General features: G+C 65.7%; 19 protein-coding genes and 1 tRNA gene. 6 read left to right on the top strand and 14 right to left on the bottom strand.

Annotation, left to right across the window (positions count from 1 at the left end; genetic code table 11):
• The first annotated feature begins 55 nt into the window (after positions 1-55).
• The 3 genes from BZF61_RS08655 to BZF61_RS08645 are packed head-to-tail and all read left to right on the top strand — an operon-like array spanning position 56 to position 6,255.
• Positions 56-1,309 (top strand): putative DNA modification/repair radical SAM protein, encoded by a 1,254-nt coding sequence (locus BZF61_RS08655; protein ID WP_086618532.1) that lies wholly within the window; start codon positions 56-58, stop codon positions 1,307-1,309.
• On the top strand, positions 1,309-2,760 hold the full coding sequence (locus BZF61_RS08650) for a UdgX family uracil-DNA binding protein (protein WP_086618531.1): 1,452 nt from the start codon (positions 1,309-1,311) through the stop codon (positions 2,758-2,760). Before BZF61_RS08655 ends, BZF61_RS08650 begins: the two co-directional genes overlap by 1 nt.
• Positions 2,761-6,255: an error-prone DNA polymerase gene (locus BZF61_RS08645; protein ID WP_086618529.1), complete on the top strand. Its 3,495-nt coding sequence runs from the start codon at positions 2,761-2,763 to the stop codon at positions 6,253-6,255.
• A 16-nt stretch (positions 6,256-6,271) separates the two neighbouring features.
• On the opposite strand, the gene phoB is transcribed toward BZF61_RS08645, so the two are convergent.
• From phoB to recJ, 8 genes are all read right to left on the bottom strand, one after another.
• Complete coding sequence (gene phoB, locus BZF61_RS08640; protein WP_086618528.1) at positions 6,272-6,961, bottom strand: phosphate regulon transcriptional regulator PhoB; 690 nt, start codon at positions 6,959-6,961, stop codon at positions 6,272-6,274.
• Positions 6,962-7,085: 124 nt separating this feature from the next.
• Positions 7,086-7,754, bottom strand: coding sequence for a phosphate signaling complex protein PhoU (gene phoU, locus BZF61_RS08635; RefSeq protein WP_211276745.1), 669 nt, complete (start codon positions 7,752-7,754; stop codon positions 7,086-7,088).
• Positions 7,754-8,521 carry a phosphate ABC transporter ATP-binding protein PstB gene (pstB, locus tag BZF61_RS08630; protein ID WP_086618629.1) on the bottom strand — a complete coding sequence of 256 codons (768 nt, stop codon included), beginning with the start codon at positions 8,519-8,521 and terminating at the stop codon, positions 7,754-7,756. The genes phoU and pstB overlap by 1 nt, the downstream gene beginning before the upstream one ends.
• Before the next feature lie 17 nt (positions 8,522-8,538).
• On the bottom strand, positions 8,539-9,810 hold the full coding sequence (gene pstA, locus BZF61_RS08625) for a phosphate ABC transporter permease PstA (protein ID WP_086618526.1): 1,272 nt from the start codon (positions 9,808-9,810) through the stop codon (positions 8,539-8,541).
• The gene (gene pstC / locus BZF61_RS08620) at positions 9,807-11,192 is read right to left on the bottom strand and encodes a phosphate ABC transporter permease subunit PstC (RefSeq protein WP_086618525.1); all 1,386 of its coding nucleotides are present in this window, start codon (positions 11,190-11,192) and stop codon (positions 9,807-9,809) included. Before pstC ends, pstA begins: the two co-directional genes overlap by 4 nt.
• Before the next feature lie 112 nt (positions 11,193-11,304).
• Complete coding sequence (locus BZF61_RS08615) at positions 11,305-12,558, bottom strand: sensor histidine kinase (RefSeq protein ID WP_086618524.1); 1,254 nt, start codon at positions 12,556-12,558, stop codon at positions 11,305-11,307.
• A gap of 115 nt (positions 12,559-12,673) precedes the next feature.
• Positions 12,674-12,748, bottom strand: a tRNA-Glu gene (locus BZF61_RS08610).
• Between the two features lie 92 nt (positions 12,749-12,840).
• Positions 12,841-14,640 carry a single-stranded-DNA-specific exonuclease RecJ gene (gene recJ, locus BZF61_RS08605; protein WP_086618522.1) on the bottom strand — a complete coding sequence of 600 codons (1,800 nt, stop codon included), beginning with the start codon at positions 14,638-14,640 and terminating at the stop codon, positions 12,841-12,843.
• Between the two features lie 82 nt (positions 14,641-14,722).
• Between recJ and BZF61_RS08600 the strand changes: the two genes are divergently transcribed.
• From BZF61_RS08600 to BZF61_RS08590, 3 genes are all read left to right on the top strand, one after another.
• Positions 14,723-15,217, top strand: coding sequence for an NAD(P)H-dependent oxidoreductase (locus BZF61_RS08600; RefSeq protein WP_086618520.1), 495 nt, complete (start codon positions 14,723-14,725; stop codon positions 15,215-15,217).
• Positions 15,218-15,385: 168 nt separating this feature from the next.
• The gene (locus tag BZF61_RS08595) at positions 15,386-16,153 is read left to right on the top strand and encodes a hypothetical protein (RefSeq protein WP_143736965.1); all 768 of its coding nucleotides are present in this window, start codon (positions 15,386-15,388) and stop codon (positions 16,151-16,153) included.
• Positions 16,154-16,672 carry an AHH domain-containing protein gene (locus tag BZF61_RS08590; RefSeq protein ID WP_086618517.1) on the top strand — a complete coding sequence of 173 codons (519 nt, stop codon included), beginning with the start codon at positions 16,154-16,156 and terminating at the stop codon, positions 16,670-16,672. It abuts the gene before it with no gap.
• A gap of 7 nt (positions 16,673-16,679) precedes the next feature.
• Here the strand turns inward: BZF61_RS08590 and BZF61_RS08585 are convergent, their stop codons facing one another.
• The 6 genes from BZF61_RS08585 to BZF61_RS08560 form a co-directional block, all read right to left on the bottom strand.
• Entirely contained in the window at positions 16,680-17,684 is a 1,005-nt protein-coding gene (locus BZF61_RS08585; RefSeq protein ID WP_086618515.1) for an NAD(P)H-dependent flavin oxidoreductase, read from the bottom strand.
• Between the two features lie 87 nt (positions 17,685-17,771).
• Complete coding sequence (locus BZF61_RS08580; RefSeq protein ID WP_086618514.1) at positions 17,772-18,827, bottom strand: amidohydrolase family protein; 1,056 nt, start codon at positions 18,825-18,827, stop codon at positions 17,772-17,774.
• A 159-nt stretch (positions 18,828-18,986) separates the two neighbouring features.
• The gene (locus tag BZF61_RS08575; RefSeq protein WP_211276750.1) at positions 18,987-19,766 is read right to left on the bottom strand and encodes a DUF2189 domain-containing protein; all 780 of its coding nucleotides are present in this window, start codon (positions 19,764-19,766) and stop codon (positions 18,987-18,989) included.
• Between the two features lie 189 nt (positions 19,767-19,955).
• Positions 19,956-21,644, bottom strand: a complete 1,689-nt coding sequence (leuA, locus tag BZF61_RS08570) for a 2-isopropylmalate synthase (RefSeq protein WP_086618512.1) — start codon at positions 21,642-21,644, stop codon at positions 19,956-19,958.
• Between the two features lie 203 nt (positions 21,645-21,847).
• Positions 21,848-22,300, bottom strand: a complete 453-nt coding sequence (locus BZF61_RS08565) for a hypothetical protein (protein WP_086618511.1) — start codon at positions 22,298-22,300, stop codon at positions 21,848-21,850.
• A 101-nt stretch (positions 22,301-22,401) separates the two neighbouring features.
• Positions 22,402-23,550 carry an alpha-hydroxy acid oxidase gene (locus tag BZF61_RS08560; protein WP_086618509.1) on the bottom strand — a complete coding sequence of 383 codons (1,149 nt, stop codon included), beginning with the start codon at positions 23,548-23,550 and terminating at the stop codon, positions 22,402-22,404.
• Positions 23,551-23,567: the final 17 nt, after the last annotated feature.

Raw genomic sequence — 23,567 nt, 5'->3', positions numbered from 1 at the left:
AGCGAGGCTGTGAGAACATATAAGGAACACTTGCGTAGTGTTCCCCAAGGTTCCCATGGTCCAGCACTCCCCCCCGAAACCCACTTTACGCCAACGTCTCGAAATCCTCGCCGATGCGGCGAAATATGATGCCTCCTGCGCCTCGTCCGGCACGGCGAAGAAGAATTCGCTGGGCGGGAAAGGTGTCGGCTCGACCGAGGGGATGGGGATCTGCCACGCCTATGCGCCCGATGGGCGCTGTATCTCGCTGCTCAAGATCCTGCTGACCAACCACTGCATCTTCGATTGCCACTACTGCATCAACCGCAAGAGCGCGAACACGCCGCGCGCGCGCTTCACCCCGCAGGAAGTGGTTGATCTTACGCTCAACTTCTACCGCCGCAACTATATCGAGGGGCTGTTTTTGTCCTCAGGGATAATGAAGAGCGCCAATCACACGATGGAGCAGCTGGTCGAGGTCGCGCGGATATTGCGCGAGGAGCATGACTTTCGCGGATATATTCACTTGAAGACTATTCCCGAGGCCGATGCGGAGATCATCCATCAGGCCGGCCTCTACGCCGACCGCGTGTCGATCAATGTCGAACTGCCGACCGACAGCGGGTTGACCCGCCTCGCGCCGGACAAGAATGCCCGCCAGATCGAGGCAGCGATGGGGCACACCACGGCGCGGATCATCGAGGCGAAACACGCGCGCAAGCGCTTCCGCCACGCACCGCGTTTTGCTCCGGCGGGCCAGTCGACCCAGATGATCGTCGGTGCAGACGGGGCCAGTGATGCCGCGATCATCGGCAAGGCGAGCCGGCTCTATGCCACCTTCGGGCTGCGGCGCGTCTATTACAGCGCCTTCTCGCCGATTCCCGATGCGTCTGCCGTTCTGCCCCTGAAGCGCCCGCCCTTGCTGCGCGAACACCGGCTCTATCAGTCCGACTGGCTGATGCGCTTCTACGGCTTTGCCCCCGAGGAAGTGGCCGATGCCGCCGGGGCGGACGGCAACCTGCCGCTCGATATCGACCCCAAGCTCGCTTGGGCCTTGAAGTTCCGCGAGCACTTCCCAGTCGATGTCAACCGCGCGCCCAGGGAGATGCTGCTGCGCGTGCCGGGGCTGGGGACCAAGGCGGTGGCGCGCATCCTCGCCTCGCGGCGACACCGCAGCTTGCGGCTCGATGATGTCGCACGGCTGACTGCCTCTATCGCCAAGGTGCGCCCCTTTATCTGCACCGTCGACTGGCGCCCGACCTTTCTTACCGACCGTGCCGATCTTCGCGGGCTGCTGGTGAAGAAGTCTGAGCAACTGGAGCTGTTCTGATGACCGCCCAGAGACGTTCGGGGCAGAATGTCAGCCTCGGCGTGCACTATGCCGTGCACCTGCCCGCGCCCGATGATTTCCCCTTCTGGCGCGAGCGGGCGCGGGGGTTGGTGCAGTGTGATGTGCCACCCGATCGGGTTTCTTGGATCGAACCCGGAGGAACCGGCGATCTGTTCGCCCAAGGCCCCGCGCGCGGCGAGAAGCGCCTGCCGGTGCCGCCCGCCGGCGCGCCTCCGGTGCGTACCAGCCAGCGGTTCCTGACCGTCGCTCGCAGCGCGGCATTGCATTCCGATCCGGCGCGCTTCGGGCTGCTGTATCGCGTGCTGTGGCGCTTGCAGTGCACCCCCCGGCTGATGGAGGACATGGCCGACCCGGAGGTGCGCCGCCTTGAAGAACTCGCCAAATCGGTGCGGCGCGATGCGCACAAGATGCACGCCTTCGTCCGCTTCCGCGAAGTGATGGAGGAGGACGGCACGCCGCACTTCGTGGCCTGGTTCGAGCCCGATCATCATATCGTCCGCGCCGAAGCCGCGTTCTTCATGCGCCGTTTTGCCAATATGCGCTGGTCGATCCTGACCCCGCGCGGGAGCATCCACTGGGACGGCACCACGATGCGCGAAGGCCCGCCCGCGCGCCGCGAGGATGCGCCGGGGGGGGATCCGGTCGAGGCCTTGTGGCGTTCCTACTACGCCTCGATCTTCAATCCGGCGCGGCTGAAGGTCGGGGCGATGCTCTCGGAAATGCCCAGGAAATACTGGAAGAACCTGCCCGAAGCCGAGCTGATCCCACAGCTGATCGCGGGCGCACAGGCGCGCGAGGCGGCGATGGTGGCGGCGGGCGCGCGGGCGGAGCGGGTGCGGCCCGCCAGCCTCGCCGAGGTGGCGCAGGGGATTGCCGCCTGTCGCGACTGCCCGATTGCGGATTGCGGCACCCGTGCCGTGGCGGGGGAGGGGCCTTCGTGCGCTACCCTGATGCTTGTCGGCGAGCAGCCCGGCGATCAGGAGGAAATTGCCGGGCGGCCTTTCGTCGGCCCGGCGGGGCAATTGCTGGACGAGCACCTCGCCCGTGCCGGGATCGACCGGGAGGCGGCCTATGTCACCAACGCGGTCAAGCACTTCAAGTTCGCATGGAGGGGCAGGCACCGCCTCCACCAGTCTCCCACCGCCAAGGAGATCGACACCTGTCGCTGGTGGCTCGAAGCCGAGCGCGTGCTGGTCCAGCCCCGTATCGTGCTGGCGCTGGGGGCGAGCGCCGCGCGCGGGCTGCTCGGGCGCACGCTCAACGTCACCCGCGAGCGGGGGCGGGCGATCCCGCTGGATGACGGGGCGGAGCTGTGGGTTACCGTCCACCCCTCCTACCTGCTGCGTCTCGATGGCGAGGCGCGCGCCCAGCAGGAGAGGCTGTTTGCCGCTGATCTGGCGATGGTGCGCAGGCGGTTGGGGGAGGCCTGAGTGCCCGACGCGCCGCTCACCCCCGACAAGCGCAGGCTCGATATCGACCCGGCCGGTATCGCCCCGCCCGAACGCGCGCCTTTCGTCGAGCTGGGCCTTGTCAGCTGTTTCAGCTTCCTGCGCGGGGCGTCCGATGCGGTCGATCTGGTGCTGGCGGCCAATGCTGCGGGCTATGATGCGATCGGGATTGCCGATGTGAACTCGATGGCCGGCGTGGTGCGCATCCACACCGAGGCCAAGACGCTGAAATTGCGCCCCGTGATCGGCTGCCGGATCGAGACGGTGGAGGGTCTCGCCTTTCTCGCTTACCCTGAGGATCGTGCCGCCTATGGCCGCTTGTGCCGGTTGATCAGTGCTGGCCGGATGCAGACGCTCAGCGGCGAGTGGCAGGACAAGGGGGTGTGCGAGATCGACCTTGCACTGCTCGCCCGGCATTCGGAAGGCTTGCAGCTGATCCTGCTGCCGCCGGATGATCTGGAGGCGCGCTTCACCATTCGGGTGCCGAGCAATGTGGTTCCTCTCCCGCGTGCTGGAGGGGCCAAGGGTGGCGATGCGCGGCGCGAGCTTTGCGACACGCCTTTCCCCGGCTCCTCCGGCATGCGGGCGGAGAACCTTAGCGCCCCCCCCTTTGGTGCCGCTGACTTCACTGCCCCTTTCCCCGACCTTCTCCCCCACCTCGTCTGCCTGTTGCCCACCCTGCGGCATATCGCCGCCAGCTATCTCTACCGCGGCAACGATATCGCACGGATCGAGCGATTGGATGAGCTCGCGCGTGCCCATCGCCTCGGCCTGCTCGCCACCAACGATGTCCATTACCACGCCCCGGAACGCCGCGCGCTGCAGGATGTGATGACCGCGATCCGGCACAAGACCACGGTCGCCGCTGCCGGTCATCTGCTCCACCCCAATGCCGAGCGGCACCTCAAGTCGCCCCAGGAAATGCAGCGCCTCTTCGCCCGCTGGCCCCACGCCATCGCCGCCGCGCGCGCCGTGGCGGACAGGTGCAATTTCAGCCTCGACGAGCTGCGCTATGAATATCCCGAGGAAATCTGCCCCGACGGGCAGACCCCGCAGACCTATCTGGAGGCCGAAGTCTGGAAGGGGGCAGGGCGCCGCTATCAGGATGGCGTGCCAGACGGCGTGCGCGCCACGCTGGAGCGGGAACTCGCGCTGATCGCCAGGCTCGATCTCGCGCGCTACTTCCTGACCATCAAGGACATCGTCGATTTCGCGCGGGGGTGCGATCCGCCGATCCTGTGTCAGGGGCGAGGCTCGGCCGCGAACTCGGCGGTGTGCTACGTCCTTGGCATCACTTCGGTCGATCCGGCCAAGCACCAGCTATTGTTCGACCGTTTCATCTCCGAAGAGCGCAAGGAGCCGCCCGATATCGACGTCGATTTCGAGCACGAACGGCGCGAGGAGGTGATCCAGTATATCTACCGCAAATATGGCCGTCACCGCGCGGGGTTGTGCGCCACGGTGATCCACTACCGCCCGCGCATGGCGATCCGCGAGGTGGGCAAGGCGATGGGTCTCAGCGAGGACGTTACCGGCGCCCTGGCGCGCACCGTGTGGGGTGGTTGGGGGCGCGAGATTTCCGAGAAGCATGTCGCCGAGACGGGACTCGACATCACCGACCCGCACCTGCGGCGCGTGCTCAAGCTGACCGAGCAGATGATCGGAATGCCGCGTCATCTGGGGCAGCATGTCGGCGGTTTCATCCTCACCGAAGGGCCGCTCACCGAAACCGTGCCGATCGGCAATGGTGCGCTGCCCGAACGCAGCTTTATCGAGTGGGACAAGGACGATATCGAGGCGCTCGGCATCCTCAAGGTCGATGTGCTGGCGCTCGGCATGCTGACCTGCATCCGCAAATGCCTCGATCTGCTGGCCGATCATCATGGCCGCCGCTTGAGCCTCGCCACCGTCCCGCGCGAGGATCCCGAAACCTACGCCATGCTGCGCAAGGGCGACTCGCTCGGCGTGTTCCAGGTTGAAAGCCGCGCGCAGATGAACATGCTGCCGCGCCTGCGTCCGCGGGAATTCTACGATCTCGTCATTCAGGTCGCGATCGTGCGCCCCGGCCCCATTCAGGGCGACATGGTGCACCCCTACCTCAAGCGCCGCCGCGGGGCCGAGCCGGTGCAGATCCCCGCGCCCGCGCCCGAACACGGCCCGCCGGATGAGCTCACCAGCATCCTCGGGCGCACCCTGGGCGTGCCGATCTTTCAGGAACAGGCGATGAAGATCGCGCTGGATGCGGCGAAATTTTCGAGCCTCGAAGCCAATCGCCTGCGCAAGGCGATGGCAACCTTCCGCAGCCGCGGGATGGTCGATGAATTGCAGGACATGATGGTCGAACGCATGGTTGCGCGCGGCTATGATCGGGATTTCGCGCAAAGGTGCTTCAACCAGATCAGGGGATTCGGTGAATATGGCTTCCCCGAAAGCCATGCCGCCAGTTTCGCGCAGCTGGTCTATGTGTCGAGCTGGCTCAAGTGCCATTACCCGGCAGCCTTCGCCTGCGCGCTGCTCAATTCGCAGCCGATGGGCTTCTACGCCCCGGCGCAGATCGTGCGCGACGCCCGCGAGCATGGGGTGAGGGTGCTGCCGGTGGATGTGAATGCGAGCGGGTGGGACTGCACTCTGGAGGGCGAGAGCGAACCGCTGGCCCTGCGTCTTGGCCTACGCCAGATCGACGGCCTGCCCGAACACGTCGCCGCCGCGCTGGTGAGCGCGCGCGAGGCGGGCGGGCGCTTTCGCGACATCGTCGATCTGCGCGCGCGGGCGGGCCTCAGTCCTTCCCATATCGAGCGGCTCGCCAGTGCCGATGCCTTCACCTCGCTGGGTCTCACCCGCAGGCAGGCCTTGTGGGATGCGCGCAGCCTTATCGCTGTGCCCGATCTCCCGCTGTTTAGCGCCGCACGGGTGCGTGAGGAGGGGCCGGAGCGCGCCGCCGTCCGTCTGCCCGCCATGCCGCTGTCAGAAGAAGTGGTAGCCGATTACCAGACCACCCGCCTCAGCCTGAAGGCGCACCCCATGGCTTTCCTGCGCCCTGGCCTTGCCGCGCGCGGCTTCGTGCGCGCGGCCGATCTGCGCAGCCGCAAGTTCAGGGCCATGGTGCAGGTCGCAGGCCTGGTGCTGATCCGACAGCGGCCCGGCAGTGCCAAGGGGGTGACCTTCATCACGCTCGAGGACGAGACCGGCGTCATCAACCTCGTGGTCTGGCCCGATCTCAAGGAGAAGCAGCGCAAGGTGGTGATGGGCGCGCGGCTGATCGAGGTGCGCGGACGGGTCGAGTATGATGACGAGGTGATCCATGTCATCGCCGCGCACCTGACCGACGCCACCCCCGCGCTCCACGCCTTGTCCGACGACCTCCTCCACGCCCCGCTCGCCCGCGCCGACGAGGTCAATCGTCCGATGCCTGAGCGCGGGCTAGCAGGGCATCCGCGCGATGTCCGGATCATCCCGAAATCACGCGACTTTCATTAGGCTTTCGCAGCGCAGATCAGCTTGTCTCGAGCGCATATCCGGCCGAGCGCACGGTGCGGATCGGGTCTTTCGCGCCCTCGATCCCGATCGCCTTGCGCAAGCGGCGGATATGCACGTCGACCGTGCGCAGCTCGATGTCGGAGCCGGTCCCCCACACCCCATCGAGCAGCTGGCCGCGACTGAACACCCGGCCCGGGCTTTCCATGAAGAACTTGAGCAGGCGATATTCGGTCGGCCCGAGCTGGAGCGGGCGACCGCGGCGCTGCACCTTGTGCGCTACCGGATCGAGCCGGATATCGCCAACCTCGATCGTCTCGCCCGCCAGCGCCGGGCGGATCCGGCGCATGACCGCCGCCACGCGGGCGAGCAATTCACGCGGAGAAAAGGGCTTGGTGAGATAATCATCGGCCCCGGTCTCCAGACCGCGCACACGATCATCTTCGGCCTCGCGGGCGGTGAGCATGATGATCGGCACATGGGCCGTAGCCTTGTCACGCCGCAGTCGCCGGCACACCTCGATCCCGCTCGTGCCCTCGATCATCCAGTCGAGGATGATCAGGTCAGGCACATCCTCGCTTGCCAGAACCAGCGCCTCGTCACCATCACCGGTGCAGCGCACATTGTAGCCTTCGTTCTGGAAACGGTATTCGAGCAGTTCGGACAGGGCAGGATCGTCTTCGACGAGCAGTAGCTTGGCAGCGGACATGCGGCAGATGTCTCCAAAAGCACGCCAATGCAGGCGGGCCTGCAAACTATGTGTCACTTGAGCGACAATTTGATGAAACCGTCACACAGGACTTTTCCACACGCCCCGCATAGAAGACAGCAGCCTAGCGATCGCCTTCGGGTGGATAGACTCCGGTGGCGGCGAAGTGGACCATCTCGGCCACGTTGGTCGCATGGTCACCGATGCGTTCGATATTGCGGGCCACGAACAGCAATTGCGCCGCGCTCGAAATGGTCGAGGGATTTTCGACCATATAGCTGACGAGATTGCGGAAAATGCTGTTATAGAAGGCATCCACCTTGGCGTCGGTAGCGATCACCTCGCGGGCGAGTTCCGGATCGCGTGCGGCATAGGCGGTCAGCACGTCGTGCACCATTTCGCCCGCCAGTTCACCCATCGCCGGCAGCAGCGTCAGCGGCTCGAACCGGGCGCGGCCTTCGATCATGCCGGCCCGCTTGGCGATGTTCTTGGAATAGTCGCCGATGCGTTCCAGGACGCCGCCAATCTTCAACGCGGCGATTACTTCGCGCAGATCGTCGGCCATCGGCGCACGCAGCGCGATGATTCGCACCGCGAGCTTATCGACCTCGGTTTCCAGAGCGTCGATCCGCTTGTCGCGGGCGACCACCTTTTCGGCGAGTTCCTCGTCGCCCCGCACCAGCGCATCGAGCGATTCCTGGATCGCGACTTCGGCAAGACCACCCATTTCGGCAATCAGGCCGCGCAGCCGGGTAATGTCCTCATCGAATGCCTTGACGGTGTGCTCGGCCATCAGCCGTACCTTCCTGTGATGTAGTCCTTCGTCCGCTCCTCGATCGGATTGGTGAAGAATTCGGATGTGGGGCCATATTCGACCATCTTGCCGAGATGGAAGAAGGCCGTGCGCTGGCTGACGCGGGCTGCCTGCTGCATCGAGTGGGTGACGATGACGATGGCGTAGCGACCCGAAAGCTCGTCGATCAGTTCCTCGATCTTGGCAGTCGCAATCGGATCGAGCGCCGAGGCCGGTTCGTCCATGAGAATCACTTCCGGATCGACCGCGATCGCCCGGGCGATGCACAGGCGCTGCTGCTGGCCGCCCGAAAGCGCCGTCCCCGCATCGTCGAGCCGATCCTTGACCTCGTCCCACAATCCCGCACGGGTCAGCGAACGTTCGACCACGATGTCGAGATCGGCCTTCTTTTCGGCCAGACCGTGGATCCTCGGCCCGTAGGCGATGTTCTCGTAGATCGACTTGGGGAAGGGGTTGGGCTTCTGGAACACCATGCCGACGCGGGCGCGCAGCTGGACGACATCCATCCCGTCGCCGTGGATGTCTTCCCCTTCGAGTTCGATCAGACCCGTGACGCGCGCAGCGGGGATGGTGTCATTCATGCGGTTGAAGCACCGCAGGAAGGTCGACTTGCCGCACCCCGAGGGGCCGATGAAAGCAGTGACGTAATCGGGCGAGATGTCGATCGAGACATCGTCGATCGCTGTCTTGTCGCCGTAGAAGACCGAGACTCCGCGCGCACGAATCTTCGCGTTTTCGTCCTGCATATTGGGATGGATGACAGTCACCAGCGTTTCTCGAACTTGTTGCGAAGGTAGATGGCCAGGCCGTTCATGGCGAGCAGGAACACGAGCAGCACGATGATAGCGGCACTGGTGCGCACAACAAAGCCGCGATCGATCTCGTCCGACCACAAGAAAATCTGCATCGGCAGCACCGTGGCAGGCGAGGTGAAACCGTCGGGCGGGGTGGCGACGAAGGCGCGCATCCCGATCAGCAGCAGCGGCGCAGTTTCGCCCAGTGCGCGGGCCATGCCGATTATGGTGCCCGTGAGCATTCCCGGAAGCGCCAGGGGCAGCACGTGATGAAACGCCACTTGCACCGGCGAGGCGCCCAGGGCCAGCGCCCCGTCACGAATCGAGGGGGGCACGGCCTTGATCGCATTCCGGCCGGAAATGACGATGACCGGCATGGTCATCAGCGCCAGCGTCATCCCGCCGATGAGCGGGGCGGAGCGCAGGTCGGGAAACAGCGTGAGAAACACCGCGAGGCCCAGCAGGCCGAAGATGATCGAGGGCACGGCAGCCAGGTTGTTGATCGACACCTCGATCAGCTCGGTCCAGCGGTTACGCGGAGCATATTCTTCAAGGTAGAGCGCCGAAAGCACGCCGATCGGGAAGGCCAGCACCAGCGTCACCAGCATCGTCAGGATCGAACCCTTGAGCGCGCCCCAAATGCCGACCGCCTGCGGGCTGGTTGCGTCGGCGCGGGAGAGGAATCCCCAGTCCCAGTTCTTGGCGAGCTTGCCCTCCTTGACCAGCCGCGCAGCGAGCATGCGTTGCTGGGGAGAGCCTTCGCCTTCAAGACCCGCCGCAAGGCGTGAGGAGGCTGGCAGCATGAAGGTCTGCGAACGGTTGATCATCGCCGGGTCCGCAGCGAGTGCAGCGGCCACGTCGCGCCAGGCTTCGGGTGAAAGTTCTGCGGCTGCATCAGCCCCCAGCTGGCGCTCGGCGTAGAAGCGCACCACATCGGGCAGGCCCTGCATCTCCAGCGTCTGCATCGCGCTCGGTGCGGTCAGCGAGACGGCATCTCCTGTCACGCCGCTTTCGGGAAAGTCGATGGTGACGGGCAGTTCGGCGCGCTGGAACCCGCCGATCCCGTTGGCCAGCATATTGCCGAGCAGCACCACCAGCACAGCCACCGAGAACACGACAGCCAAAAGCCCGAGCAGCCGAAAATTGCGCTCCGAGCGGTAACGCTGGGCGAGGCGCTTTTCGAAAGCCGGTGTACGGGTCGGGCCGAGCTTCTCGGCGTCAGATAAAGCAGGGCTCGTCATTCATAGGCCTCACGGAAGCGTTTGACGACGCGCAGAGCGATGAAGTTGAGCATCAGTGTCACCATGAACAGGACGAACCCCAGCGCAAAGGCGCTCAGCGTCGCCGGATGATCGGTGCTCTGTTCGCCGGTCAGCAGCTTGACGATCTGCACCGTGACGGTCGACATCGGTTCGAGCGGGTTGGCGGTGAGATTGGCCGCCGGCGATGCGGCCATCACCACGATCATGGTCTCGCCAATCGCGCGGCTGACGGCGAGCATGATGCCCGCCACGATCCCGGGCAGCGCGGCCGGGAACAGCACCTTGCGGATCGTTTCCGACTTTGTCGCGCCCATCGCCAGGCTGCCATCGCGCAACGCGTTCGGCACGGCCGCCATCGAATCGTCCGCCATCGAGGATACGAAGGGGATGATCATCACCCCCATCACGACACCCGCCGCAAGCGCGCTCTCGGTCGAGGCGCCGGTAATGCCGATAGCGACGGCCGCGTCGCGGATCAGCGGCGCCACCGTCAAGGCGGCGAAATAGCCATAGACCACGGTCGGCACGCCCGCGAGGATCTCCAGCAGCGGCTTGACCCAAGCGCGCAGGCGCGGATCGGCATATTGTGTGAGATAGATCGCGCTCATCAGCCCGAGCGGGATGGCCACGATCATGGCGATGATTGCGCCGATGAAGATCGTGCCCCAGAACAGCGGCACCGCGCCGTAACGTGTCGGATCGACCGCCTCCGGGCTGACCATCGTGTCCGGCCCCCACTTGGTGCCCAGCAGGAAATCGGCAGGCGAGACGATGCCGAAGAACCGCACTGTCTCGATCACCAGACTGGCGAAAATGCCGAAAGTGGTGAAGATCGCCACCAGCGAGGCGAGCAGCAGGATCGCCATGATGCTGCGTTCGACCCGGGTGCGGGCGCTGAACTCGGGACGCAGTTTGAGAAAGGCGAACCCGCCACCGGCCAGCGCGATCAGCACCGTGATGATGATACCGATGATGTTGTAGCGCAGGAGGGCCTCGCGGAATGGCTCGATCAGAGCCTCGGCCTCATCGTTGAACACCCCCGGCGCATTGCCCAGTGCAACGGCGCGCGCTTCGTTGATGAAGGCATCGCGTTCAAAGCCGAAGGCGGGCAGTTCCGCCGCCGCGGGCGAGGCGAGCACGGCCTGCTTCACAAGCTGCGGCGAAATGGCCGACCACAGCGCCACGAAGGCCAGCACCGGCAAAACCACCCACAAGGCCACATACCAGGCATGATAGACCGGGCGCGACACCGGTCGCCGATCTGGGTCGGGGCCCTGGAAGCTCCACGCCTTCGCGCGGCCTGCCAGCCATCCGGCAAGGCCGAGTCCGATGGCAATCAGGATGAGCGTGATGGGCGACATTGAGTGAACCTGTAATTCCCGAAGGAGGCACGCGTGAATCGGCTGGCCGGAATGAATCGAGGCTTCGCGCCGTCATCCCATGGCGGGCGCATGTTGAAGAAATAAGACACTACTATGACAGTTGTTGGGTTTCCGTCTCGTACGGTGCGCCGTCTTGCGCGACCCGCGTTTCTTCGGAACCCGGATTCTCGTCCATCGCCAGGGGGATACGCACAACGACGCGGGTGCCTTTGCCCAGTTCGCTGGAAATGTCGAGGCGTCCGCGGTGACGTTCCACGATATGTTTCACGATCGCCAGACCCAGCCCGGTTCCGCCCGAAGCGCGGCTGCGACCCGGATCGGTGCGATAGAACCTGCGCGTGAGGTGCGGGATCTGTTCGGGCGCGATGCCTTCGCCTTCATCGGTGACGGCAATGCGCGCCTGATCGCCGGGCGCCAGATCGAGGGTGACGCTAACCGGCTTGTCATGTGCGCCGTATTTCAGGGCATTGTCGACCAGATTACGCACCACCTGCTCGAGCTGGTGCTGATCGCCCAGCACGAAAGGTACGTCGGCGAGATCGAGAACCAGCCGGTCGATCCGGCCCGATCCCGCCGCATCGCGCGCGGCGCGTTCGACGAGGGGGGCAAGCTCGATGCGCTCGGTGGGAAGTTCGTGCTTTTCCGCCTCGACCCGCGACAGGCTCATCAGATCGCTCACCAGCGCTTGGAGCCGCTGGGCCTCGCGCTCGATGATGCCGAGGAATTTCTGCGCGGTTGGCGTGTCGACCCCGCCTTCTTGCTCGCGCAAGGTCTCCACATAGCCGATGATCGCGGCAAGCGGCGTGCGCAGTTCGTGGCTGGCATTGGCGACGAAATCGGTGTGTGCACGGCTGATGTCGGCCTCGGCGGTCTGGTTCGTCAGTTCCAGCATCGCCAGCCGGTCGTCGATCGCCTGCCGGTTGATCTGCCAGATGTCCTTCCGGCGCACCAGCCCGCGCACGACTGCCTCGCCAATGCGATTTTCGTTGAGCAGCGAGATCGCCTCGGGCTGGCGCAGCGCGACACGTGCATCCTGACCGAAGAGATGCTGCCCCAGAATGGTGCGCGCGGCCCGGTTGGCCAGCGCGATGGTGTTGCGATCGGTAATCAGCAGCGGGGTCGAGAAATTCTCGATCAGATCGCGGATCGACTCGACATCGAGCCGCTGGCGGACCGCCCTTCGGGGCGGTTCCGGGGGCCGTCCGGCGGTCACCATCAGCGAACCGCCCCACACCAGCAGCACCGAGACCGCGATCAAGGCATCGACCCCGAGTAGGATCATCGCCACGAAGGTCACCGCGGCCAGCGCTATGCCTGCGACCGGAAAGTTCTGGCCCATGCCCATAGGGTGCCGCCTTACAGCCAAGGCGCGAGACTGGAAAGCGGGGAAGGCGCGTGCAGGCGAAGAAAAGGGCGGCCAGGCCAAGGCCCGCCGCCCGTTCGTCCCGCATCCGGAAAGATGGTGACCCCTACGGGAATCGAACCCGTGTTTCAGCCGTGAAAGGGCCGCGTCCTGACCGCTAGACGAAGGGGCCACGTCCGATGCGAGAGCGCGCCTTTAGGGGGGTGGGCGAAGTCGGTCAAGCCCGACTTGCGCAAAAAATCGTCCGGCGGGCAAAGTCCCCGTTCAACCGGCGAAGGCTGCGTCTTCCAGTTGCAGTTCTGCCGCCGGGCGATTGCCCCAGTCGTCGATCCTGGCCCGGCCCGCCAGATGGAAGCGTCGCCCTTGGCTGCGATGGAGCAGGGTCTGCGCCATTTCGGTTTCGGCAGCGCGGAAGGCGATGGCCTTGAAGCTCTTGCCGTCATTGCCGCTGGCCACCAGCCGCAGGTGATCCTTGCCCACGATGTCCGCCTTGACGATCCGCACCGGTCCGACCGCGATCCGCGGAGCCGGCCAGCCTACGCCATATGGCCCGGCGGCTTCGAGCGTATCGACCAGTTCCGGTGTGAGGCCGCCGGGGGCGAGTGCAACATCGAGCAGCATCGCCGCGTCGGCCCGCGCCCGTGCGACATCGCGGGCCAGCCGCGCGTCGAGGAAGCCCGCGAAATCGGCAAGGCGCGCTGGCTCGATGGTCAGGCCTGCGGCCATGGCGTGGCCACCGCCTGCCACCAGCAACCCGGATTCGCGTGCGGCGATGATCGCCGCGCCGAGATCGACCCCGCTAATCGACCGGCCGGAGCCCTTGCCCTGCGCTCCGTCGAGCGCGATGACGATCGCGGGCTTGCCGGTCTTTTCCTTGATCCGCCCGGCGACAATCCCGATCACGCCCGGATGCCAGCCATGTCCGGCCAGCACCTGCACCGCCATATTGTGCTGGCCTGGCAGCTGCGCCTCGGCAGCCTCCTGCACCTCGGCTTCGATGGCCCGGCGTTCCTCGTTCAGCTGCGACAGCCGGATCGCCAGGGCGCGCGCTTCCTCGGCGTCGGTGGTGGTGAGCAACCGGACACCCAGCGTCGATTCGCCGATCCGTCCACCCGCATTGATCCGCGGGCCGAGCGCGAAACCGAGATCGCTGGCCTGCGGCGGGCGGGTCAGGCGGCTCGCATCGATCAGGGCCGCCATGCCGATCCGCTCACGCTTGGCGAGCACCTTGAGGCCCTGGGCCACAAAGGCGCGGTTGAGGCCATGGAGCGCGGCCACATCGGCCACCGTGCCCAGCGCGACAAGATCGAGCAGACCGCGCAGGTCTGGCTCCTTGCGCTGCGCGAACCAGCCCTTGGCGCGCAATGAGCGCACCAGCGCAACCGCGAGCAGGAAGGCGACACCCACCGCCGCGAGGTGGCCGTGTGCTGCGCCAAGATCGCTTTCGTCGAGGCGGTTGGGATTGACCAGCGCAGTGGCTTCCGGAAGTTCGGGCGCGCACTTGTGGTGATCGACGACGATCACGTCGACCCCCGCACGCCTCGCCATGCTCAGCGCCTCGTGCGCCATCGCGCCGCAATCGACCGTGACGATCAGGCTGGAGCCCGCCTCGGCCAGCCGCACCAGCGCCTCACCACTCGGGCCGTAGCCTTCGAGCAGGCGGTCGGGGATGTAGTAGCCGGCATCGTGTCCCAGCCGGCGCAGCAGTTCGATCAGGAGTGCGGCGCTGGTTGCTCCGTCGACATCATAATCGCCGTAGATCGTCACCTGCTCGCCGCGCACGACCGCCTCAGCGAGACGCTCGGCGGCGGCGTCCATGTCGCGGAAGATCGACGGATCGGGCAGGAAATCCCGCAAGGTCGGGCGGGCGTGGCGGGCGAGATCGTGCTCAGCCACGCCCCGCGTCAGCAACAGCTGCTCGAGGATCGTGCGATCTAGCCCCGAAGCCGCTGCCGTGCCCAGCTCCATATTGCCGCCGCGCCAGCGCCAGGCCTTGCCCGAGAGCGAATGCGTCACACCAAGGACATGGTTATGCGGGGCAGCGGAAATCGAACTGGAGGCCATTTCCCGTCTGTAGCGCAAAGCGCAAGGCAGGCACAGGCGCAGGCGATTGACAATCGACAGCAACGCGGGCCACCCCCGTGCCATGCCGCATACGCCGCGCTCTTGCCGCCTGCTGATCGTCTGGCACAGCCGCACTGGTGCCAGCGAGGCGATGGCGCGCGCAGCTGCTGAGGGAGCCGGGGATGCGCTGCTGCTGCGGGCCGACACGGTGACCGAGGGCGACATTATCGCCGCAGGCGGCTACCTGTTTGTCTGCCCCGAAAACCTCGCCGCGATGAGCGGGCTGATGAAGGAAATGTTCGATCATCACTATTACGCCGTGCTCGGTCGGATCGAGGGGCGGCCCTACGCCACGATCATCGCCGCCGGTTCGGACGGTGAAGGCGCACAGCGCCAGATCGACCGGATCGCCACCGGCTGGCGGCTCAAGCGGGTGGCCGAGGGAATGATCGTCAACTTCGCCGCACAGACCCCAGAAGCCATCGCCGCACCCAAGGTCGTCTCGGACAAAGTCCTGAAACAATGTCGGGAACTGGGCGCGGCCTTGGGAGAAGGGATGCGTCTCGGCATCTTCTAGGTTATGTTCCCTATCGGGACATAGAGACCTTTTGGGGACTCGACGATAGCGGCCAAACAGGCCAAGGTCTGATGCCGGATTACGGCTCTGTCAGGCGTGGGACAAAGGGGGGCCTCGACAATTTCACCGTCGCAGCATGGCAGAGCCGCAGGGCTGCATTTGCTGTTCATGCCCGGCAAGCGGCCCACGCGCGCGGCGATTCTCGACTTTGTGGCTCGCCAGCAGAGCGTGTGTCTCAGCCACGATCCAGCGGGCGCGGTTGGCGGGGAAGGCGCGGTCGCGGCCAGGGCGCGCGGGGTGCAGGGCGCAGGCAGCGCCGGAGCAAAGAACGAGGTCTGGCTCGAACTGCTGCGCGACGGCTTGACATTCGATCTGCGCGGGCTTGCCCCCGGGCCATGTCCTGTCATCCCGCCGATCACCCACCGTTTCGATTTTACCTGGCAAGAGGGCGCGGAGGGGCTGGAAGCGCTCGCCGTGCTTCCCGGCCCGCACCTTGCAGGCGGGGAGCGCAGCATGCCGGTGATGAAGGCGATGCTCGCCCTCGCGCGCGACCTGACCCAGCATTTCCCAGATCTGATCGGGATTCACTGGGCACCTTCGCACAGCGTGATCGGCGGACGCTTTTTCGAATCGGTGATCACGGCCTGGCTCGATGGCGGAGTTTTTCCCGCCCTCGGCATCACCGCCTTCGAGGAAACGCCTGATGGTGCCCTGCAAAGTCTCGGGCTGGATGTCTGGATCGGCCAGGAAGTGCGGATCGAACCACCGCTTGCTGCCGACAGGATATCCGCCACACGGCTGGCCGTGCGGCTGATCAACCAGTTGGTGATCGTCGGCGGGCTCGACGGAAGTGAGCGCATCATCGCCCCTGACGGGACGCGGCTGGTGATGCAGGCCTCGCGCAACAGCCAGTACATAAGGGTCAGGCGCGAATAGATGCGAGGGGAGGGGCGTAGGAATCACCGCAATGTCATCGCCTTTCGTTCGGTCAACCGTCGTGGCTTGCCCGGTTACGATCCCGCGCTCCAGCGCCATCATCTGCTCCCGCGCCAGCTGCTTTCGCACCGCTGTTTCGGCCCACTTTTCGACCGGCTGGGACTCGATCGGGTGGGGTTCGATGACTTCCGCGCCAATGGCCTGCTGCTACCGGCGAGCGAGGAGGCGACGATGCGCACCGGCATGCCGCTCCATCGAGGACCGCACCTGCGTTACAACGAAGTCGTGATCGCCCGTGTCGGCCGGATCGAGTCGGACTGGTCGCGGAAGCGTCGGCGCGATCCGGAAGCCGCGCTGTGCGAGGCGCTGACGCGCCTGCAACTGCTCCAGAGCGCGCTTCGCCGCCAGCTCCTGGCCGAGCGCCGGCGGATGCTGCTCAACCGCAAGGATCCGCTCGGCACCGGCTTCGACTTCAGTGCGCTTGACGCGATGGCCGAGACGCTGTGGCGCGCCGAGTAAGGCCGGGCTACTCTGCCGCTTCGGCCAGCGCGGCCCACGAGGTGTAGCCGGCACTTTCCGCCAATCGTGCCTTGGCCGCATTGTATTCCCGCTCGAGCCGGGCGACGAGGTCTTCCACCGTGCCGACCGCCTTGATCGTGCCGATGCCCTGGCCCGATCCCCAGATGTCCTTCCACGCCTTGGCCTTGGTGTTGCCGCCGCTGCCGAAATTCATCTTGCTCGGATCGCTCTCGGGCAGGTTGTCGGGATCGAGACCGGCCGCTTCGATCGAGGAGCGCAGGTAGTTGCCATGCACCCCGGTGAAGAGATTGGTGTAGACGATGCCTTCCGAGGATCCCTCGACGATGCCCTGCTTGTAGGCCTCGGTCGCGTTGGCTTCCTTGGTCGCGATGAAGGCACTGCCGACATAGGCGAAGTCGGCGCGCAGGGCCTGTGCGGCGAGGATCGCCGCGCCGTGGGCGATCGCGCCCGACAGGGCGACAAGGCCATCGAACCACTCGCGGATTTCCTGCATCAGCGCAAAGGGCGACAATGCGCCAGCGTGCCCGCCCGCGCCGGCGGCAACCGGGATCAGGCCGGTGGCGCCCTTTTCGATCGCCTTCTGGGCGAAACGGTTGTTGATCACGTCGTGCATCGTCACGCCGCCCCAGTTGCGCACGGCGGTGTAGATGTCCTCGCGCGCACCGAGCGAGGTGATGATCATCGGCACCTGCCACTTCTCGCAGGTCGCCATGTCGGCATCGACCCGGTCGTTGGTCTTGTGGACGATCTGGTTGACGGCAAAGGGCGCGGCGGGGCGATCGGGATTGGCGCGGTTATGCGCGGCCAGTTCCTCGGTGATCTGGTGCAGCCATTCGTCGAGCTGCGACTGTGGCCGCGCGTTAAGCGCCGGGAAACTGCCAATGATCCCCGCCTTGCATTGCGCGATCACCAGTTCGGGGCCCGAAACGATGAACAGCGGCGATCCGATCAGCGGCAGGCGCAGGCGATCGAAGGGGGCGGGAAGGGGCATCGGTTTCTCCTCAAAACTGGCTTTTCAACCCGCGTCTCTAGCGCCGGTTCCAAACCTGCCAAGCGCGTTTTTGCGAGTGGGCCCTGGTCAAGCGAGCACGTCGGCGATCCGGTAGAAGCGCGCCGCCGTGCCACTGAACAGCGCGGCCTTCTCGTCGACGCTGGCACCGCTGGCGATGCGCTTGAAGGCGTTCCACAGCGCCGGGTAGCTCGCGCCCCAGCGATCGGGGGGATAGTTGCTCTCGAACATCGCGCGCGATGGCCCGAAGGCCTCGATGCAGGTTTCGATGTAGGGGCGCCAAAGCTCGGCCAGCTCTTGCGAGCCGACCCCTGCGGCCGGTCCGCGATCGGGCAGCTGCACCTGCGCCATGCCCAGTCCGCCGAGCTTGACAACCACGTTGGGGCATTCGGCCAGCCTGCGGATCGCCGCACGCCAGCCCTCGAAGCGCTCCTTGTGCGTCCCGCGATAGCTGCCGAGGCCGAGCGGTCCCCCGCAATGGTCAAGACAGATGGGCTGATCGGGGAAGGCGCGGGCCAGGTCGATCACCTCGCCCAGTTGCGGCTCGAACACCCAGACATCGAAGGTCAGCCCGCGCTTGCCCAGTTCGGCAAAGCCGGTCCGGAAAGCGCTGCTGGCGAACAGGCCCTCGGGCGCCATCAGCGCCGGCGGATAGGCCTCGCCATCAGCCAGCCGGGCGCCCTGGTGACGAATGCCGCGGAACCGGGGCGAGGCGGCGGCCAGCGCATCGAGCACCGCGCCTGCCGCCGCCCCCAGCGATAGGTCGGCATGGCCGACGATTCCCGCACAGGGGCGGAAGGCCCCGTAGATCCCGCTCGCCCCCTGCGCGGCGACACCGTTGACGAACTCCACTTCGCCCACCGGCTTGAGCGCCTCGCCCAGCGCGGCATTGTAGAATGCGCCGCATTCGACGAAGACCGAGGCGATGATGCGATGCCCGCTGGTCGCATCGGCGTGGAACTGGTCGAAAGTGTAGTAGGCCGCATCGACCAGCGATTCGATGAAGGGATGGCGCGGTTCGGGGAAGGCCGCCATCAGCGGTCGCAAATCCCAAAGGTGATGATGCGGATCGATGATGGGCAGATCCGGTTCGAGAATCGGCTCGGGCGTAGCGGTGGTGTTCATGTTTCTCTCCCCTTGCGCGCGTGTTGGAGACACATGAGACACTGTCCAGAACCAGAAATCCCGCGCCTCGCGCCGCGCCTTATCAGAGCATCACTAACGGCAGGATGGGCAAGCGTCATTCCTCAATTGATAGAGCCCGCGCCGCGGTTAGGAAATCGCTCAGACTACCGCCCGGCGATAGAGGTGCCAGGTCGCATGGCCGAGCACCGGCAGTGCCGCCAGCAGGCCCATGAACGCCGGGGCCATCGCCGCAAACAGCACCGCGGCAATGATCGCCGCCCAGCCGAGCATCACCGTTCGATTGCTGCGCACGACCTTCAGGCTGGCGATGATCGCGGTGAGGAAATCGACCCTGCGCTCGACCAGCATCGGCAGGCTGATCACGGTCATGGCGTAAAAGGCAAAGGCCATCACCGCCCCGACTGCGCTGCCGATCGCGAGCATCATCAGCCCGGCAGGAGTGGCCAGGGCCGCGAGCGAATCGCTGCCCAGTCCGCTTTCACCCATGAAAACCGCGAAGATCGCGTGCGCAACAATCATCCAGAACGAGAAGGCGACGAAGACGATCACGCCCATCGACAGGATCTGGTCATCGCCGTGGCCCTTGAGCGCGCCGAGCACCGCGCGCCAGGACAATGGCTCGCCGGCCTCGCGCCGACGGCTGGCTTCGTAGAGGCCGACCGCGACGAACGGCGCGACCAACGGAAAGCCTGCCATGGCCGGGATCAGCCAGCTCGGCTCACCGGTGGCAATCGCAGCCCAGCCCATCGCCAGGCCAGCCAGCACATAGACCCCGCCGAAGAATAGCCCGAATTGCGGCATGGCGAGAAAATCGTGCCATCCCGCCGCCAGCGCCTTGCCGAGATCGGCAAAGGCGAGATCGCCCGCCACCTGCGGTCGCGGCTGCGGTGCGAGAGGTTCCTGTTCCATCACATCCATCTGCGCCACGCCTGCTTCCTCCCTGCTTGCACGCGCGGCGGAGATTGCGGGCAAACCGGCCGGCAGACAAGCGGGCGAAGCGGTCTGGAACGAGCGCGCTGGGATGCTGGCGCATCACGCGCCGGATTTGCTCAGGCGCTGCAAGGGCCTAACCAATGCCCGATGCGCGATGCGCAAGGGGCATTGGCCTTATCCTGCCTTGCGCGCCACCGCGACATTGGCAGCCGAAAGCACCGCGCGCACGCTGGCGGTGGCGATGTCCTCGTCGATCCCGCAGCCCCACACGGTGCTGCCATCGGCCCCGCGGCATTCGAGATAGGCCGCCGCGCGCGCATCAGTGCCTTGTCCAAGCGCGTGCTCGGTGTAGTCGACCACCTCCAGCTCCACTCCGAAGACCTCGCGCAGGGTGCCCATCACGCTGGAGATCAGCCCGTTGCCGCGGCCCGACACGCTCTGCTCCACCCCATTGACCGCGATGGTGCCGGCAAAGATCCGCGTGCCGTCGGCGGTGCGGCTTTCCTCATAGCGCACCAGCTGGAAGTGCTTCGGGTGGGTCTTGACGTGGTAGGCCTTGCGGAAGGCGTCCCAGATATCGGCGGCGCCCAGTTCGCGGCCCAGTTCGTCAGCCAGGCGCTGGACGTGCTTGGAGAAATCGGCCTGCATCTTCTTGGGCAGCTTGAGCCCCTGATCCTTCTCCAGCACCCAGGCGAAGCCGCCTTTGCCGGACTGCGAATTGACCCGGATCACCGCTTCGTAGCTGCGTCCGAGATCGGCCGGATCGATCGGCAGATAGGGCACGCGCCATTGCTCGTCGTTCTGCCGCTCGCGGGCCTCGAAGCCCTTCTTGATCGCGTCCTGATGGCTGCCGGAAAAGGCAGTATAGACCAGCTCGCCGCCATAGGGGTGGCGTTGGTGGACGGGGATGTCGTTGCAATATTCGACCGTCTCGATCACCCGGTCGATGTCCGAGAAATCGAGACCGGGATCGACCCCCTGCGTGTAGAGGTTGAGCGCCATCGTCACGAGGCAGCAATTGCCGGTGCGCTCGCCATTGCCGAACAGGCAGCCCTCGACCCGGTCTGCGCCCGCCATCAGCCCAAGTTCCGCCGCCGCAACGCCGGTGCCGCGGTCGTTGTGGGTGTGCAAGCTGATTACCGCGCGGTCGCGGCCCGGAAGGTGACGGCAGAAATATTCGATCTGGTCGGCATAGACGTTGGGCGTCGCCGCCTCGACCGTGGCGGGCAGGTTGAGGATGATGGGGTGTTCAGGCGTCGGCTGGAGCACCTCCATCACCGCTGCGCAGACCTCAATCGAGAAGTCGAGTTCGGCGGTGGAGAAGGTTTCGGGACTGTACTGGAAGTGCCAATCGGTTTCGGGGAAGCGCGCGGCCTGATCACGCATCACCTTGGCCCCGGTGACGGCGATGGCCTTCACCTCGTCCTTGCTCATGCGGAACACGATGTCGCGCCATGCCGGACTGACGGCGTTGTAGAGGTGAACGATGGCCGCGCGCGCGCCTTCGAGACTTTCGAAGGAGGTGCGGATAAGGTCTTCGCGGCTTTGCGTCAGCACCTGCACGGTGACATCCTCGGGAATGTCGCCCGAGCGCACCAGGCCGGCGATGAAATCGAATTCTGTCGCCCCCGCGCTCGGGAAGCCGATCTCGATTTCCTTCAGGCCGATCTCGACCAGCAGATCGAAGAAGCGGCGCTTCTTTACCGCGTCCATCGGGTCGATGATCGACTGGTTGCCGTCGCGCAGATCGGTCGAGAGCCAGCGCGGCGCCTTCTCGATCAGGCGGCTGGGCCACTGGCGGTCAGGCAGATCGATCCGACCGAAGGGACGATATTTGACGGAAGGGTCACGGAGCATGGGCATGGAAAGAAGCTCGTCGCGATGGGAACGGGAAGGTGCGGCGGGTTACCCTTGGGAGCGGGCCGCTCGCGTCCTGTGCGCGCGGCTACCTACGCCCAAGGGCGCATAAGTCGAAGCAGCGCAAGTCCGTTCCGCGTCATGGCCTCAGCCTTTGCTCATTATTGCGTCGAGCGCAAGCCGGGATTGTGCCCAATTGCCGACGCGCTCTATCCGCAGCGCGCATCGCGGATGATGTTCTGCGCGTCGAGCATCAAGCTGAGGCGCGGATTGGTGGGATCGGGATTGACGGTGTCGACGCTGCCGAACACGACGAAGCGCAGGTTGTCGCTGCGGCCGAGCGTCCTGACGATTGCGGCGCGGGTGGACTGATCCGCCGGCTTGCCGATGAAAGGACCCATCAGGTTGGCGCCGCAGGTCTTGGCGGCGGGATCGGTCAGGGTTCCGGCGGCAAAGGCGCCGGGTGCGGCGCCCGGCAGGGGCTTGGCGATGGCCGGGGTGGCGGTGGCCGCAGGCGCCGGGGGCGCGCCGGGCGCCGCCTTGCGATTGATGCGTGCGGCAAAGCTGTCGGCATCATTGGCTGTCGTGTCGGGATCGCTGCCGCAAGCGGCAAGCAAGAGCGCAAGGGGAAGGGCAAGCAAGGCAGACGAAAGCTTGGGCATGGGATGGTCCGTCAATGTGGTTTGGCCGCTTCAAGCGCGCGCAATTTTACCGGATCATGACATTTTCGCCTGCCGGCACGCATTGGCGAGCGAAGATCTGGCTATCGGAAGCGCAACCGGTCGCTCGTGAGCTGGCCCACCGTGGTCACCCCCATCAGCCGCATTCCGCGCTCGATCTCGTCCTTGAGGATGCCGAGCGCGCGTTCGACGCCCTTCTGCCCCGCCGCGGCTAGGGCATAGAGATAGAGCCGCCCGCCCGAGGCCGCGGTCGCCCCGTTGCACAGCGCCTTGAGCACATGGGTGCCGCGCCGCACCCCGCCATCGCAGATGATCTCGATCTGCCCGCCGACCGCATCGACGATCTCGGGCAGCTGGTCGAAGGGGGCGCGGCTGCCATCGAGCTGCCTGCCGCCATGGTTCGAGACCATGATCGCATCCGCCCCGATCGCCACCGCCCGGCGCGCATCGGCGGCGCTCATCACGCCCTTGAGCACGAAAGGGCCGCCCCATTGCTGGCGGATTGCGGCGGCGGTGTCCCAGTCCATCGCGGTGTCGAGCATGGTGTTGAAATATTCGGCGATGCTGACCGCCTTGTTGGTGCCCTCGGCGACATGGGTGTCGAGATTGGGCAGGCGGAACTTCTCGCGAAAGATATAATCGAGCGTCCAGCGCGGGCGGGTGGCGTAGCTCCAGATGCTTGGCAAGGTGAAGCGCGGCGGGGTGGTGAAGCCGGAGCGCAGGCAGCGCTCGCGCTTGCCGGAAACGATGGTATCGACCGTCAGCGCCAGCGCATCGAACTTCGCCGCCCGGCAGCGCTCGATCATGTGGGTGTTGAGGCCCTTGTCCTTGTGGACGTAGAGCTGGAACAGCTTGGGGCCGCTGGTGAGCGCAGCGATTTCCTCGATGCTGCGCGTGGCAAGGCTGGAGATGCCGAACCACAGGCCGAATTTCTCCGCGGCTCTGGCCACCGCCGTTTCGCCCTGCCAATGGAAGGCGCGCTGGACCGCGGTGGGCGAGAGCATCAGCGGCAGGGCCGACTTGCGCCCGAGGATGGTGCAGGAGGTGTCGATCACCTCCACCCCGGCGAGCACGTCGGGCACCAGATCCGCCGTGGCAAAGGCCGCGGTGTTGCGCGCCTTGGTCAGCTCGTCATCGGCCGCGCCATCGATATAGTCGAACACGGGGAAGGGCAGGCGGGCCTTCGCCAGCCGCCGGAAATCGTCGATATTGTGGCAATCGGCAAGGCGCATGAGCGTGCTTTTGCAGC

It is taken from the genome of Erythrobacter tepidarius, assembly GCF_002155695.1.
Classification (GTDB): Bacteria; Pseudomonadota; Alphaproteobacteria; order Sphingomonadales; family Sphingomonadaceae; genus Erythrobacter; species Erythrobacter tepidarius.
This window is presented reverse-complemented; position numbering and strand designations above follow the sequence as displayed.

What these genes read in the sequence shown, in the direction of transcription:
- BZF61_RS08565 (WP_086618511.1), bottom strand. Translation starts at nt 22,300, where the DNA reads ATGCCCAAGCTTTCGTCTGCCTTGCTTGCCCTTCCCCTTGCGCTCTTG.
- pstC (WP_086618525.1), bottom strand. Translation starts at nt 11,192, where the DNA reads ATGTCGCCCATCACGCTCATCCTGATTGCCATCGGACTCGGCCTTGCC.
- recJ (WP_086618522.1), bottom strand. Translation starts at nt 14,640, where the DNA reads ATGGCCTCCAGTTCGATTTCCGCTGCCCCGCATAACCATGTCCTTGGT.
- BZF61_RS08560 (WP_086618509.1), bottom strand. Translation starts at nt 23,550, where the DNA reads ATGCGCCTTGCCGATTGCCACAATATCGACGATTTCCGGCGGCTGGCG.
- phoU (WP_211276745.1), bottom strand. Translation starts at nt 7,754, where the DNA reads ATGGCCGAGCACACCGTCAAGGCATTCGATGAGGACATTACCCGGCTG.
- pstB (WP_086618629.1), bottom strand. Translation starts at nt 8,521, where the DNA reads ATGCAGGACGAAAACGCGAAGATTCGTGCGCGCGGAGTCTCGGTCTTC.
- BZF61_RS08575 (WP_211276750.1), bottom strand. Translation starts at nt 19,766, where the DNA reads ATGGATGTGATGGAACAGGAACCTCTCGCACCGCAGCCGCGACCGCAG.
- BZF61_RS08655 (WP_086618532.1), top strand. Translation starts at nt 56, where the DNA reads ATGGTCCAGCACTCCCCCCCGAAACCCACTTTACGCCAACGTCTCGAA.
- phoB (WP_086618528.1), bottom strand. Translation starts at nt 6,961, where the DNA reads ATGTCCGCTGCCAAGCTACTGCTCGTCGAAGACGATCCTGCCCTGTCC.
- BZF61_RS08590 (WP_086618517.1), top strand. Translation starts at nt 16,154, where the DNA reads ATGCGAGGGGAGGGGCGTAGGAATCACCGCAATGTCATCGCCTTTCGT.
- leuA (WP_086618512.1), bottom strand. Translation starts at nt 21,644, where the DNA reads ATGCCCATGCTCCGTGACCCTTCCGTCAAATATCGTCCCTTCGGTCGG.
- BZF61_RS08615 (WP_086618524.1), bottom strand. Translation starts at nt 12,558, where the DNA reads ATGGGCATGGGCCAGAACTTTCCGGTCGCAGGCATAGCGCTGGCCGCG.
- BZF61_RS08595 (WP_143736965.1), top strand. Translation starts at nt 15,386, where the DNA reads ATGCCCGGCAAGCGGCCCACGCGCGCGGCGATTCTCGACTTTGTGGCT.
- BZF61_RS08650 (WP_086618531.1), top strand. Translation starts at nt 1,309, where the DNA reads ATGACCGCCCAGAGACGTTCGGGGCAGAATGTCAGCCTCGGCGTGCAC.
- BZF61_RS08580 (WP_086618514.1), bottom strand. Translation starts at nt 18,827, where the DNA reads ATGAACACCACCGCTACGCCCGAGCCGATTCTCGAACCGGATCTGCCC.
- BZF61_RS08585 (WP_086618515.1), bottom strand. Translation starts at nt 17,684, where the DNA reads ATGCCCCTTCCCGCCCCCTTCGATCGCCTGCGCCTGCCGCTGATCGGA.
- pstA (WP_086618526.1), bottom strand. Translation starts at nt 9,810, where the DNA reads ATGACGAGCCCTGCTTTATCTGACGCCGAGAAGCTCGGCCCGACCCGT.
- BZF61_RS08600 (WP_086618520.1), top strand. Translation starts at nt 14,723, where the DNA reads ATGCCGCATACGCCGCGCTCTTGCCGCCTGCTGATCGTCTGGCACAGC.